Annotated in this window: 12 protein-coding genes and 2 pseudogenes; 8 read left to right on the forward strand and 6 right to left on the reverse strand. The window is 64.7% G+C overall.

What is annotated here, in order from left to right:
* Window positions 1–3: 3 nt before the first annotated feature.
* Window positions 4–846 carry a cell division protein CdpA domain-containing protein gene (locus NKG98_RS09535; RefSeq protein ID WP_254765692.1) on the reverse strand — a complete coding sequence of 281 codons (843 nt, stop codon included), beginning with the start codon at window positions 844–846 and terminating at the stop codon, window positions 4–6.
* A 134-nt stretch (window positions 847–980) separates the two neighbouring features.
* Here NKG98_RS09535 and NKG98_RS09540 point away from each other — a divergent pair, with 134 nt between their 5' ends.
* Together NKG98_RS09540 and NKG98_RS09545 are read left to right on the forward strand one after the other, a co-directional pair.
* Window positions 981–1,265, forward strand: coding sequence for a DUF5789 family protein (locus NKG98_RS09540; protein WP_254765693.1), 285 nt, complete (start codon window positions 981–983; stop codon window positions 1,263–1,265).
* Window positions 1,266–1,271: 6 nt separating this feature from the next.
* Window positions 1,272–1,970: a CPBP family glutamic-type intramembrane protease gene (locus tag NKG98_RS09545; RefSeq protein ID WP_425504328.1), complete on the forward strand. Its 699-nt coding sequence runs from the start codon at window positions 1,272–1,274 to the stop codon at window positions 1,968–1,970.
* Here the strand turns inward: NKG98_RS09545 and NKG98_RS09550 are convergent.
* Window positions 1,953–2,855: a CPBP family intramembrane glutamic endopeptidase gene (locus tag NKG98_RS09550; RefSeq protein WP_254765694.1), complete on the reverse strand. Its 903-nt coding sequence runs from the start codon at window positions 2,853–2,855 to the stop codon at window positions 1,953–1,955. The two genes, NKG98_RS09545 and NKG98_RS09550, sit on opposite strands and share 18 nt — an antisense overlap.
* A gap of 200 nt (window positions 2,856–3,055) precedes the next feature.
* On the opposite strand from NKG98_RS09550, the gene NKG98_RS09555 reads away from it, so the two are divergent.
* From NKG98_RS09555 to NKG98_RS09565, 3 genes are all read left to right on the forward strand, one after another.
* Window positions 3,056–3,706, forward strand: a complete 651-nt coding sequence (locus NKG98_RS09555) for a helix-turn-helix domain-containing protein (RefSeq protein WP_254765695.1) — start codon at window positions 3,056–3,058, stop codon at window positions 3,704–3,706.
* 158 nt (window positions 3,707–3,864) lie between these two features.
* Window positions 3,865–6,621, forward strand: a complete 2,757-nt coding sequence (locus NKG98_RS09560) for a PEP/pyruvate-binding domain-containing protein (RefSeq protein ID WP_254765696.1) — start codon at window positions 3,865–3,867, stop codon at window positions 6,619–6,621.
* Window positions 6,618–7,382, forward strand: a complete 765-nt coding sequence (locus NKG98_RS09565; protein ID WP_254765697.1) for a DUF4010 domain-containing protein — start codon at window positions 6,618–6,620, stop codon at window positions 7,380–7,382. The genes NKG98_RS09560 and NKG98_RS09565 overlap by 4 nt, the downstream gene beginning before the upstream one ends.
* A 206-nt stretch (window positions 7,383–7,588) precedes the next feature.
* On the opposite strand, the gene NKG98_RS09570 is transcribed toward NKG98_RS09565, so the two are convergent.
* On the reverse strand, window positions 7,589–7,840 hold the full coding sequence (locus NKG98_RS09570) for a hypothetical protein (RefSeq protein WP_254765698.1): 252 nt from the start codon (window positions 7,838–7,840) through the stop codon (window positions 7,589–7,591).
* Here NKG98_RS09570 and NKG98_RS09575 point away from each other — a divergent pair.
* From NKG98_RS09575 to NKG98_RS09585, 3 genes and pseudogenes are all read left to right on the forward strand, one after another.
* Window positions 7,821–8,185: pseudogene (locus tag NKG98_RS09575) on the forward strand (DUF8168 family protein); the annotation flags it as partial. The gene NKG98_RS09570 and the pseudogene NKG98_RS09575 overlap by 20 nt on opposite strands.
* Window positions 8,182–9,111 (forward strand): annotated as a pseudogene (locus NKG98_RS09580) (hypothetical protein). The pseudogenes NKG98_RS09575 and NKG98_RS09580, both read left to right, overlap by 4 nt.
* Window positions 9,112–9,255: 144 nt before the next feature.
* Window positions 9,256–9,714 carry a DUF302 domain-containing protein gene (locus NKG98_RS09585; RefSeq protein WP_254765699.1) on the forward strand — a complete coding sequence of 153 codons (459 nt, stop codon included), beginning with the start codon at window positions 9,256–9,258 and terminating at the stop codon, window positions 9,712–9,714.
* Between the two features lie 8 nt (window positions 9,715–9,722).
* Here NKG98_RS09585 and NKG98_RS09590 read toward each other — a convergent pair whose 3' ends face one another.
* The 3 genes from NKG98_RS09590 to nreA all read right to left on the reverse strand — a co-directional run bounded on the left by NKG98_RS09590 (window position 9,723) and on the right by nreA (window position 12,927).
* A complete protein-coding gene (locus NKG98_RS09590; protein ID WP_254765700.1) occupies window positions 9,723–9,983 on the reverse strand; it encodes a DUF4405 domain-containing protein in 261 nt (86 codons plus the stop codon).
* Window positions 9,984–10,037: 54 nt separating this feature from the next.
* Window positions 10,038–11,483: an arginine/ornithine antiporter ArcD gene (gene arcD, locus NKG98_RS09595; RefSeq protein ID WP_254765701.1), complete on the reverse strand. Its 1,446-nt coding sequence runs from the start codon at window positions 11,481–11,483 to the stop codon at window positions 10,038–10,040.
* 145 nt (window positions 11,484–11,628) lie between these two features.
* Window positions 11,629–12,927 carry a DNA repair protein NreA gene (nreA, locus tag NKG98_RS09600; RefSeq protein ID WP_254765702.1) on the reverse strand — a complete coding sequence of 433 codons (1,299 nt, stop codon included), beginning with the start codon at window positions 12,925–12,927 and terminating at the stop codon, window positions 11,629–11,631.
* Between the last annotated feature and the right edge of the window lie 68 nt (window positions 12,928–12,995).

Consider the following 12,995-nt stretch of genomic DNA (forward strand, 5'->3'; position numbering starts at 1 on the left):
CCGTCACCCCCGCTCGTGGTTGGGCGTCCACTCCCCGCAGGCGTCCATGTCGTCCATCGCGCCCTCGTAGTGGTCGCAGTAGGGCGTCATCCCGTCGGCGGTCCGGACGTACCGGAAGTGCTGGCAGTTGCCGCAGTAACGATCGGTCGTCTCGGCCGGCGACCCGGACCCGGAGACGACCTCGGCGCCGTCGTCGTCGAGCGGCGACCGGATGTCGCCGGCGGCGGCCCCGCCGTCGCTGGCGGCGGCCGCGACGGGGCCGTTCGTCTGGGTCGCCACCTCGCCGTCGGGGTCGTCCCCGAGGAAGCCGACGCCGCCGACGCCGCCCGAGTGTTCGACCTCGACGACTTTCGTCTCGTTCGTCCGTGTGACGTTCATCTCGAGCATCCCGCCGGGGTCGTTGCGGGTCTTGAAGTTGACGACGGCGGTGAACAGACACCAGACGGCGGTGAACAGGCCGAGCAGGTAGACGGCCGACACCAGCCACGTGAGGTTGTCGCCGTGGCCCCGCCAGTGGGACGGGTAGGCGTGCCAGAAGAGCGCGACCCCGAGCAGGCAAAGCGCCAGACCGATGGCCGCGGCGGCTTTCACCCGACGGCTCGACGGGAGGACGACGAAGACGCCGACGAGCGCCGTCGGGACGCCGACGCCGGCCGCGATCCCCGCCCACTTCACCGGGGCGAACGGGCCCTCGAAGGCCCAGGCCAGCAGGTCGGTCGTCGCCACGAGCACCGCCACGACGGCGAGGACGGCCCCGGCGATCACGAGCGCGGTTCCCGCGTACAGCCGGCGGAGGCTGGACACCTCCCCGGCGTTCCCCTCGTAGACCTCCGTCAGGCTGGTCATGGACCCGGATTGAACGGCCTGCCACAAAACGATACGTCAGACACGTGTCACCGGTCGGAGGGGACGGGCCGGCCACGCGGTCCCGAACACGGGGAAGCGAAAGCTTGAATCGACGCCCTCGCGAACGACCGACCATGAGCGACGAGGAAGACGACGGGGAGCCAGCGGTCGAACTCGGCGAGAAGACGCCGGTCGAGGGGGCGCCGCTGGCCCGCGTGAGTTCCCGGCTGCACTGGCCGATCCAGCAAAGCGAGGTAGACCGCCTCGAAGGCGACAGCGTCCTCCGGACGGCCGACGGGCCGCGCTCGCTGTCGGCGGTCCTCGAGGAGGTCGACCTGACGTACTTCGAGCGTCGACAGGAGTTCGAACGCCACGTCCGGGACGTGATCGGCACCGGGCCCGTCGAGACCGCCGAGTAACCAGCCGTGGCGACCGGCGACGTCCGCGGCGGCGTGCGCCGGCTTCTCGACCGAGTACCGGAACTCACGTGGGTCCAGAAGTCGCTGCTCGCCGGCGCCGTCCTGACGGTGCTGTGGATGCGTCTCGTCCCCTCGGACCTCGGCCGGCGGGCCGTCGTCGACGGCGTCCTCTTGATCGGCGGGCCGCTCGCGCTGGGGCTCACCCACGGCCGCCGCGTCGGCTGGCGGGTCGACCGGCGCGCGGCCCGCAACGCCCTCCTGCTCTCGCTGTTCGTCCTCCCGTTCTACCTCGTGGGGTCGACGCTGCCGACGATCCGCGAGTTCTACCCGATGTGGGAGACCTCGGCCGCCCTCGGCGAGTTCCTCCCCCACGGCGTCCAGCTATTCCTGCTCGCGCTGGCCGCGGAGACGTACTACCGGGGGTTGCTCTGCGTCGGCGTCCGCGAGATCGGGTTCGTCGCGGTGTTCATCAGTCCCGTCGTCTACATGCTCCACCACTCCTCGAAGCCGCCGGTCGAGTTCCTGCTGTCGGGGCCGACGGACGTCCTCTTCGGCGCGGTCGACTACGAGTCGAACTCGATCCTGCCGTCGGTGATCGCCCACGGGGCCGGTCTCGTCCTGCTCGACTGGCTCGTCCTCCACGACCCGCTGTTCGACCCCGCGCCCGCGCTCCGGGCGGTCGAGTGGCTACCCGTGCCGCTGTGAGTCCGCGGTCCGGCGTCGGTCGACGAGCGGGGGCGGGCGCGGTATCCGTTCGGACTTCAGTAACGTCGTCGGTCCCCAGAGCGCCGCGAGCAAGGCGGCCAGCAGCACCCAGTTGGCGTAGTAAAACACGTCGGCCACCGCGACGGTTTCGGCGGTGAAGTTGATCCACCCGTGTAAGACCACGATGGCGAGGACGCTGCGGGCCGTGTGGTTGTACACCCACGTGAACGCCACCGAGAGGGCGACGATCCCGATCATGAACAGCCAGAACCCCTGCGTCCCGAATCCGACCGACTCGGCCTGAAACGAGCCCGCGACGAAAAACAGCGGGAGGTGCCACCCCGCCCACACCACGCCCAGTATCAGGCTCGCGGTCAGCGCGGACCACGTCGTCTGGAGCCGATCCAGCGCGTAGCCTCGCCACCCCAGTTCCTCGAGGATGGGTGGGAGCGTCGCGAAGAAAAGCGCCGGCAGGATCGCGAGCGGGTCGACGCCGAACTGCCGAACCCCCTCGCCCCACGTCGCGCCCGGTCCGCCGAACGCCACGTCCATCACGGCTGCGGCGAGAGTCACGACCAGCGGCAGGGCCAGAATCACGAGGAACCACCGGGAGCCGATTCGACCGATCCCGGTGACGCGGGCCCGGAGGTCCGACAGGCCGTCGCGGCCGTACGCGAGGTACGCGAAGGCGATTCCCGCGATTCCCGGGCCGGTGAGTCCCAGCAACAGCAGCAGGGCCCCCGTACCGCTCGCAAAGGATACCCCGAGGGCGATCGCCGACAGCCAGAACGACCACGTGATGGCGAACGTCACGGCGAAGAAGACCCAGGGGCTCGTCAGGGAACCGGTCGTATCGGTGATCGTTCGGCGCACGTTTTGGTACACGGTACCACGGACGGTCGGTGCGAGCTTAACAGTTGTTGCAAACACGGATTATTTATTCAGAATTGATGAAGAATGGAAGCCGAACTCCTACTGTGATAGTGAAGGCTAAGGAATCGCCTAGCTTCAATGGTAGTATAAATGCAGAGTATGAGAGTGGGAGGCTGCCCATTCAGTAAACCGCTGAGCCAGGTGGTATTCCGATGAGAGCGGTGACAGTCCTCGTCTCGCCCCCGACGAATCACCCTGTGGACCATCTGTTTACCAGTGAATCGAGTGTGCAACGGGAGCGAATCTTCAATCTCACCCTCCTCGAAGATGGGACGTTCGTTCTCCTCGGCCGGATTCGGGGCAATCTAACGCATGCACGCGAAATCCTCTCGGCTGAACAGGACGTCCTCGGATTCAGTATCTCCGAACAGGACGCGAACGTCGGGCTCGTGTTTGTACACGCTCGACCGCCGTCATCCATCAGGCGGATACTCGAACTCCGTCGAGAGCAGGGCGTGTTCTTCGACTTCCCGATCGAGGCGACGGAAGAGGGGCAGCTCAAGCTCACCATCGTCGGCGAAACCAACAGCGAAATCACGGGAGTACTGGACGAAATTCCAGCAGAGATCGAAATATCGGTCGAACGAATCGGCCCGTACATCGAGGGTCCGAAATCGATGAAAGACTTGCTGACCGACCGCCAGCGCGAAATACTGGACGTCGCGCTCACCAGCGGGTACTACGACGTTCCTCGGCGCGCGACTCACCGAGACATCGCCGAACAACTCGAACTCGCAGTGCCGACAGTGAGCGAACACCTCCAGAAAATCGAAGCTAGAATCTTCGGCGCTCTCGAACTCTGAGCACGGCCCCGGGACCCTCAAAAAACGCCGCCCTCCGGTTTCATATTTAAATGGCCATTAGTACTAGGCATCAGTCTAACTCCTCAGCTAGGCAATAGCGTATTATGGAACTCTGCCCCGTTACAGATCAGTGCCGTGTAATCAGGAGGGATGATTAGATGCCGGAGACTGAGCTATCAGACGTACGCGACCGGCGGTTCGTCATCTCGCTGGACGAAGAAGACGCGACAAACCTCGAACTCACTGGCGGTAAGGGTGCAAATCTCGCTCGCTTAGTCGAAGCGGGCATGCCAGTCCCCGCTGGAACGTGTGTGACGACTGGCGCCTATCAGGTTCTCGCCGACGAGCCCGACATCCGGGCAGAGATCGAATCGTTGGAGGGACTCGACCCGGAGAGTGCGGACGAAATCGCTACGAAGAGTGAGGAACTCAGAACGAAGATCCGGGAGACGGAGATCCCCGAACACGTCCAGCGGGCTATCTCGAACGCACTCGACACGCTCGGTGCCGATGCGTACGCCGTTCGGTCGAGTGCGACGGCCGAGGATTTGCCGACGGCGTCGTTCGCCGGGATGCACGAGACGTTCCTCGGAATCGACCAGGAAAACGTCCCCGAATACGTTCAGGAGTGCATAGCGAGCCTCTTCACGGAACGGGCAGTGTCGTACCGGCTCCGGAACGGCATCTCGCACTCTGAGGTAGCGATGGCGGTAGTCGTGCAGACGATGGTCGAACCAGAGGTTGCCGGAGTGCTCTTCACCGCCGATCCTGTGTCCGGTAATCGCCACATTGCATCGATCGACGCCAACTATGGTCTTGGCGATACGGTGGTCGCCGGAGACGTATCTCCGGACAACGCACGTGTTGACCGGCGAACTGGAGACGTCCTCGAATACGAAGTCGGCGAAAAGCAGCTCGCGCTCCGCTCGGGGAAGGACGACCAGGATGAGCCATCGCTGGAAGAGGTGTCTACGGGACGCCGCGAGAGCCGGGCGTTGACCGATGCCCAACTACGGGAACTCGTAGAGTTCGGGGAAGATGTCGAAGAACTACTCGGGAGCCCACAGGACATCGAATGGGCACTCGTCGATGGCGAGTTCGTGCTGCTCCAGTCACGTCCAATTACCTCTTTGTATCCGCTCCCCTCACCAGCGCCAGCCGGCGACCAGCTGCACATCTACTTCAGCATCGGTCACCAGCAAGCGATGGCCGAGGCACTCCCACCACTGGTCGCCGATTGGATGCAGGAAACGCTAAACAGGTCGGTTGCTCGGTTCCAGTCCCCCGAATCCGAGCAGTCGTTCGCAGTCGAAGCCGGACGCCGAGTGTATGTGGACCTCACCCCCCTTCTCCGAGGGGAAGTAACACGAAAGATCGCTCTTCGCGTCCTCGACTCGATGAGCGAGCCTGCGACGCGTGCACTCGAAGATATCCTCGACCGACACGACGATACATTTTCCCAAGACACGCTCACGAACAGGCTCCGAACGCTCGGTCGCGTGAGCCGACGCCTCCTCCCACTTGCGGTCTCAAACGCACCGCACCTGTTGGTCCGTCTCCTCGAGCCGTTCCTTTTGGGGCCACCCGACGCCGAACACGTCCGTGCTCGTGTCGAACGGGCGGGAAAAACGATGGCAGCTCGTGTCACGCAACCCGAGTCCCGGAGTGAGCGGATTCGAGTGGCATTCGAGGAAACTGCACTCGGGACGCTGGTCGCTTCGGTCGGAAGCAAGTCGATGCCGTATCTCCTGGCCGGCGTCGTGGCGGGCAACGTGCTGGAACGGCTGTACCCGGACGCAGACGACGAACTCACAGCACTCAGCCGCGGATTCGACGAGGAGATCGCCACCGAAATCAATCAGCGGCTCGGCGACCTCGCAGATATTTCCAGGGAACATCCGGGCGTCGAAGCGGCGATTCGAGACGAATCCTCGCTCTCAGAGATCGAAGATGTCGATGGCGGAACCGAATTCGTGGCGGCATTCGAGACGTTTCTCGACGACTTCGGCTTCCGGACGAGTAACGAGATAGACCTGAGCCGACCACGCTGGCGAGACGACCCTTCGATACTCTTTCAGACGATTCGAAGTAATCTTCGGAGTAGTGACCGGGGAGAACACCGCAAACACTTGGCGCAACTGAAACAGGATGCGGGTGAAGCCGCCGAGAAACTCGAGAATCGCGCTAGTCGAGGACTCTTCGGCCCCGTGAAACGGCCGATTGTGGGGCAGTTGATCCAAGTGTACCGGGGAGGAATTCAGCTCCGGGAACATCATAAACACGGAGCTGCGCGGTTTCTCGCGGCCATACACGACTGCGTCTCCGATGTGGGAACCGAACTCGCTGAGGCTGGAGTATTGGAACACCCAGAGGACGTCTGGTTCCTCCGGAAACGGGAGTTGTTGGACGCACTTGATGGTGAGTCCCCTCTTGATGTAGACGTCTCCGAACGACGTGATACTCACCAGCGATATATGTCACTGAGCGCACCGCCTATTCTCACGAGCGAAGGAGAGACACCGACAGGCAAGAGAAATGGTTCACCCTCAGAACACGTGCTCACTGGAACGCCGGTCTCGTCCGGTGTGGTCGAAGGAGTTGCCAGGGTGATGCACGATCCGTCCGAACAGTCGATTTCAAAGGGTGAGATTCTCGTCGCCCCGTCTACGGACGTTGGATGGACACCGTTGTTCCAGGATGCGGCTGGGTTAGTGATGGAGGTTGGTGGCCGGATGACACACGGCGCACTGGTCGCACGTGAGTACGGTATTCCGGCCGTCGTGTCGGTGGCGAACGCAACCAACGAAATCCGAACGGGCGAGCGAATTCGAATAGACGGCGAGCGCGGAACCGTCGAGTTACTTGACCGAACGGACCAGTCGACGGGAGATTCTGACTCTGAGAGTAAGCGATGAGCACTCGCTGGAGCGAGATGAGAGGTCGAATCGATACGGAAGACCTCAGAGCGATAGCTGAATTTCTTGCTCTGCTCCTCGTCTTGCTGGTTTTACCCGACGAGCGCCTCGATGTACTGCTCGGAGTGAACCCGCGACAGGTCTGGTTAGTCGTGGTGTTCGTCGCAGGACTGAGTTTTCTCGGATACCTCCTATCCAAGGTAGTCGATCCGGGGACTGCAATCGGGGTCACCGGAGCACTTGGGGGTGCCGTGTCCCCCGGAATGACAATTACATCACTCACTGAACAGTACCGGCGTCATCCGGAGTTCGGTCTTGCCTACACGGTCGCAGCCGCAATCGCATCGACGATGCTGTTCTCGCGTAACTTCATCGTCGTGGCCATCGTCAGCCCTGCACTTGCCCAGTCGCTCGTGATTCCATTCGTGGCGATGGCCGGGGTAGGATTCCTCGTGACAGGGAGTCTCCGGCTTCGTACTCGAAATCGTGAACCACCAACGAACGAATTAAATACTCCGTTTCGGATTCGATCAGCGCTAGCGATCGGCGGCCTTGTCGCGGTCGTTCTTGCCTTCGTCAATTCCGTTGACCTGTCTCTTTCAGCAGGCACTACCCGCATTGGAATCGTCGTAGCGACTGTGGTACAGTTATCTGTATACGTTGCAGTAACGTCGATAGCTGGTGCGAAACAGATTGCTCAAGTGATCGTTGTGATACTACTCGGTAGCGCGAGCGTCGGAATTGTGCTCGTCGTGTTATAGCGGAGCACACCCGAAATGATACGCTTGGTACCGAAACACATCGGCATCTTGCACTGAAACCCGCATTCGACTAGAATATCTAATTGAATTCGAGCCAGGTTGCATGCCATGTTCTGGCCTTCTATTCAGCACGGGCCGTTGTGGCTGTTATCTGATATATACACTATTTTACAGCCTTCGGCAAGAGTCCAAAATGAATTCCTACTTCAGCGGAACTCTGACCAAGGATCAAACGCTTTGAACTTGTCTTCGACCACCGACAGGTCGTCCTTCTCCCCAATTTGCAAATCAGCGGGATCTTCCTCGATAGCACGCATCACCTCGGGACCGCGGAACGGGTAGTCCTCATCGTCGTCACCGAGATCAATCTCCAGTTCATCGGCGCGCTTCACGTTCGCGGCCAGCCACATATTGTACCAGAGGACGGCGAAATAGAACACCTCGCTGAAGTGCCACACGCTACTCGTGGCGGTCTTGCTCGACAACTACCGTGACGGCCACGAGTTCGCCGATCTCCTCCTGGTGGTGGACCGCGCCGGGGAGATCGTACCCCCTCGGACGGTCTACGCCGGCGAGGATTTCGCGCTCCGAATCGACGAGCGCGCGGGCGGACGACCGTCGTCCCGCCTCGGGAGTCGGCCGCGGCGGTCGTGGGCCGCCACGTGGAATCGGTTGACCGCACACCCGCTCGACGCCGCTCACGACAAGTACGACATGGTGCTCGACGCGAATCTCCGTCGATCGGCGCGTGGTCCACCGCGCTCCAGTACATCGAGGACTTCCGGGAGGTGTTCGACCGATGACGCGCATCCAGCAAGTCCAGTGGAGGCTGGAGATGGACTACATCGGCCACCCGTACTACGTCTCGGGGAACGCCATCATGCACGCGCTCGGTCAGCAACTCCCGCACGACGTCCACCGGCACCTGAACGCGAGTCACGGCGTCTTCGTGCCCGGGCAGTTCGGGACTTCCCGAGGAGCACTCGCAGAGCGGTATCCGGCCGTACCTCGGGAGTGGGCTCCCGGACGTCGAGGCGTACGACGACCTGTTCCTGATGCGGCAGGCGTCGCACTCGTGGCTCCTCGATTCCCGGCCGCGAGACGCGCCGAACACCCACGACAGCCGCGTCCAGAGCGGTCACCTGACGCTGTCCCACGAGACCATCATGGGGAAACCCGACGGCGCGCGGAAGCAACAGCGGACGACGAAGTGGTACATCAACGCGTACCTTCACGCCGACCGGGACGACGTCCTCCCGCTCGACGAGAGCGCCCTGGACGGCCTCCAGTTCGGCGGGAAGCGCAACTACGGCTACGGCATCACGGGGCTGAAAGACACGCAGGTCGTGGACCTGGACGTTGGACTACTCGCGCCTCGAAGACGGCGAGGCGTTCATCCTCGAACTCGTGACGCCGTTCGTGCTGGAGTCGGAGTACCCGAACGCCCACGACCAGGACGTCCCGTGGTGGTGGAAGGAGGACCGCCGCCGATCTCCGTGAACGCGAGGAGAAGGTGCCGGAGCAACGCGAGGTGTACAAGCTCCAGGCGGTAGACCACGGACAGGTGGTCGCCTACGAGGGCGACCGTCCGGTGGAGACCGCGAAGAGCGGTATCCTCCGGGTCGGAAGTCACTCGAAGTACGGCTTCGGTGAGTTGCGAGTGAAGCCCGTCGAACCCCGGTCGGAGCAGTGGCAGAAACCAGATGAAAAGACGAAGGTCACCGGGTGAAATAACTCATGCGAGACAGAGAAATCGGCACGAAAAAATCACGCTGCAGACTGAATAAAGAAATCGTATTTGCAACAACTGTTAAACCAGGCAGGGGGCTCTCGACCAGCCACTGTTTTACGCACGCCACGCGATGTACCGCGCATGAGTCTCCCGATCGACCCGACCGAGATCGACCCCGACGAGTACGGCGAGAAACAGGCGGTCCTCGAGATGGACCACGAGGAGGCCGTCGAGCACGTCCGCGAGGTCTGTCTCGACGTCGGCTTCGGCATCCCCGTCGAGTTCTCCCCGTCGGAGTTGCTAAACGAGAAGGTCGACGCCGACCGGGACCCCTACTACGTCCTCGGCGCGTGCAACCCCGAGATCGCGGATCGGGCCCTCGACGAGACGATGGGCATCGGCGGGCTCTTCCCGTGTAACACGGTCATCTGGGAGGAAGAACCGGGCCGCCAGCGGGTCTACCACGTCTCGATCATGCGGATCGCCCGCCTGCTCGGGATCGCACCGGACAGCGAGGAGTGGGGCGAGATCCTCGCGGCGACCGGCGAACTCACCGAGGAACTGTTCGAGCGCCTCGACGCGGTCGAGGCGAGCGGCTGAGTCGCCGGTTACGACCGCAGGAGCTTCGGCACGGCTCTGACGTACCGCCAGTGGAGCGCGAGGTGGACGGCGACGAGCGCGGTCATCGTGAGGCTCGCGAGGACGTGAACGCGGGTCCAGTCGCCGCGGACCAGCCCGACGAAGTCGAGCCCGCGCGAGGTGCCCCCGCCCGGGAGCACCTGCCAGAGGACGACGCCCGAGGCGAGGACGACGAGAAACGCCGCGAACAGGAGGAGGTTGACCGAGAGGTTCTGCGTCCGTCGGTTCATGCGTGACGAGACGGCCGGAACGGGCAAAGCGTCGTCCGTGCAGTATACAGGGGGTTATCCCCGCCCCAGTCCGCTCCGGGGCAGGCGGGCGCGCCGCGTCGTCGGCACGCCCACGCCGGTCGCCGCCATCGCGAACAACACGAGCGGCGACAGCAGGCCGAACAGGTAGTACGGCGCGTACTCCAGCGTGGGGACGCCCGTCGCCGAGGCCATGAAGACGCCCCCGGCGTGCCACGGGATGAGCGCGCCCGTCGGCGTGCCGGCGGCCTCGACGGCCCGCGAGAGCTGGTCGCCCTCGAGATCGAACTCCTCGTAGAGGTTCCGCAGCGTCACCCCCGGCAGGACGATGCTCATGTACTGCTGGGCGGTCAGCGCGTTGATCGCTATCGCCGCGGCGCCCGTGCCCGCGATCAAACTCGTCGAGTTGCGGATGCCCTGCGAGAGCCGGTGGGCGAGCACCGCGAGCGTGCCCGTCCGTTCGAGCAGGCCGCCGAGCGCGAGCGCCGCGACGACGACCGTGATCGTCCACGCGGACCCCGAGAGGCCGCCGGTCGCGAGCAGTTCGTCGACGAGGGCCGCCCCCGTCCCGGGCTCGGTGCCGTACAGGAAGACGTCCCACGCGGCGACGAAGCCGACGCCCTGGACGGCGACCGAGGTGACGACGCCGGCGAAGACGCCGGCGACCAGCGACGGCAGGGCGGGGTAGCCGCGGAACGCGAGCCCGAACGTGACCGCCAGCGGGAGAAACGCCAGCGGCGAGAGGTCGTAGGTGCCCGCGAGCGCGCCCTGGATCTCGACGACGCGGTCGGCGGGGATCGCCCCGTCGACGCCGACGCCGAGGGCGGCGAACGCGAGGACGGCGACGGCAAACGCCGCGCCCGTCCCCGTCCGCATCCGGCGGATGTGGTCGTACAGCGGCGTGTTCGTCACGCCGGCCGCGAGGTTCGTGGTGTCGGACAGCGGCGACTGCTTGTCGCCGGCGTACGCCCCCGAGAGGACCGCGCCGACGGTCATCGGTGCGGGGACGCCGAGTCCGGCGCCGATGCCGACGAACGCGACGCCGAGGGTCCCGACCGTCGTCCACGAGGAGCCGATCGAGAACGCGACGACGGCCGCGAGGACCGCCGCGACGGGCAGGAACACCGCCGGCGTCAGCGATTCGAGGCCGTAGTACATCATCGCCGGAATCGTCCCCGCGGCGACCCACGTGGCGATGAGCGCGTAGATGGTGAAGACGATCAGGAGTGCCTGTGCCCCCATCAGGAGGCCGCCGGCGAGGCCGTCCGAGAGGTCCTCCCACGTGTAGCCGAGGGAGCGGCCGAAGGCGCCGGTGAAGACGATGCTCCACAGCAGCGGGGCGTGCGGGTCGAGCCCCAGCAGGGCCGAACCGACGCCGAGGAACGCGACGACCGCGAGCACCGGAACGAGCGCGAGACGAAACGAGGGCCGTCGCTCCGGGTCGAGGTCGTCGACGGTGGTCGGTGTGAAGTCGAGCGTCATCGGCCGAGTTATGCAGATGAAGCATAAAAACTTGTCTTTTCATTACCGAGATTCATGCGGCGTGGTACCGAGATCCACTGCTCGGGACGCCAACAGGAGCTCGCGGACGGGTACGGCGGGGACGCGGACGAAAAACGGAGGCCGGCTACTCGACGCCGTACGCCGAGAGGCTCGACTGGAGGCCCGCGGCGAGTTCGGACTTGCGCTGGAGGCGCTCGCGGGAGACCGGCAGCCGCGAGGCGACGGCCGCGACCGCCCCGTGGAACGTCTCGGCCGTGCCGTACTCCCCCTCGAAGGCGTTGCGGACGCTCTCGCGGACCTGCCAGACGCCGACGGGCGCCCAGTAGTCGTCCGACACTTCGCGGAGGACGAGACACTTCGCCTGCCGGCCGATCGACTCGAGGTACTCCAGCACTCCGAGGCGGGCCGCGTAGTAGGCGCCGGCGGTCTCCTCGACGTAGCTCGACCGGCCCTCGTACCCCTCCGAGGCGCTGGCCATCCAGACGTTCCCCTCCGGGTCGGGGTTCCAGATGCTCCCCGGGGCCTTCATCTCGACGAGTTCGAACTCCCAGGAGCCGGGCGCGAGGATCACCCAGTAGCGGTTGCCCACGTACTCGTTCGCCCAGACCTGGACCTCGTCGACGCTCGGCTCGTTCCTGATCCGGCCCCGCAGGTACTGGCCGACGGTGTCGTCGACGGCGGTGATCGACCACCGCGTCGGCACCAGCCGGCGGTTCGCGGCCTCGCCGAGCGCGCCCGCCGAGAGGATCGAGTTGATCTCGTAGACGTCGAACCCCCGCCGGTAGAGGTAGGTCATCGCCCCCTGTGCCTGCCAGTCGTCGTCTTCGAGGGTCTTCCGGACCGGGCGGGGGACGTGGGGGTTCTCCCGGAGTTCGGCGTCGCGGGCGGTCGCCCGCGGGCCCCGCGGGGTCGCGACGTCGGTGCCCGCGTCCAGCCCGAGGTCGGGTTTCCCGTCGAGGCCGATTTCGAGGTCGACGGGCCGGTCCGAGATGGCGACCTCGCGCTGGACGCCGACGAAGCCGTCCCAGACGTCGTGGACCGAGGGCGCCAGCCGGGAGGCGATGCCGGGGGCGTCGACGTTCGCGCGCTTGTTCGAGTTGAGCAGGCCGGTCCGGCGCTGGAGCACGTCGTCGATGCCGTACCCCCGCCGGTACCAGTTTCCGTCGGTGACGTACTCCTCGGCCGCGCCCTCGTCGCCGACCGGCGAGAGGACGCCGACGGGAATGTCGGGGTAGTTCGACCGCCCGACGAAGATCGACGGGGCGGTCGAGCCGACGAGGGAGTCGCCGCTGAGCGCGTCGTCGAACTTGCGCTCGAACTCCGCCAGGTGGTCCGTGATCGCGTAGGACTTCTCCTTGGCGAGTCGGCGGCGTTCTGCCTCCTCGTCGGGCTCTAGGTCCTCGATGTACTCGTCGAGGCGCATTCACCGGAGGTAGGGGCGGCCCGGCTTTGAATGTTCGCTCGCGCCGACCGATCCGACACCCCGTAGCG

It is taken from the genome of Salinilacihabitans rarus (genome assembly GCF_024296665.1).
Classification (GTDB): Archaea; Halobacteriota; Halobacteria; order Halobacteriales; family Natrialbaceae; genus Salinilacihabitans; species Salinilacihabitans rarus.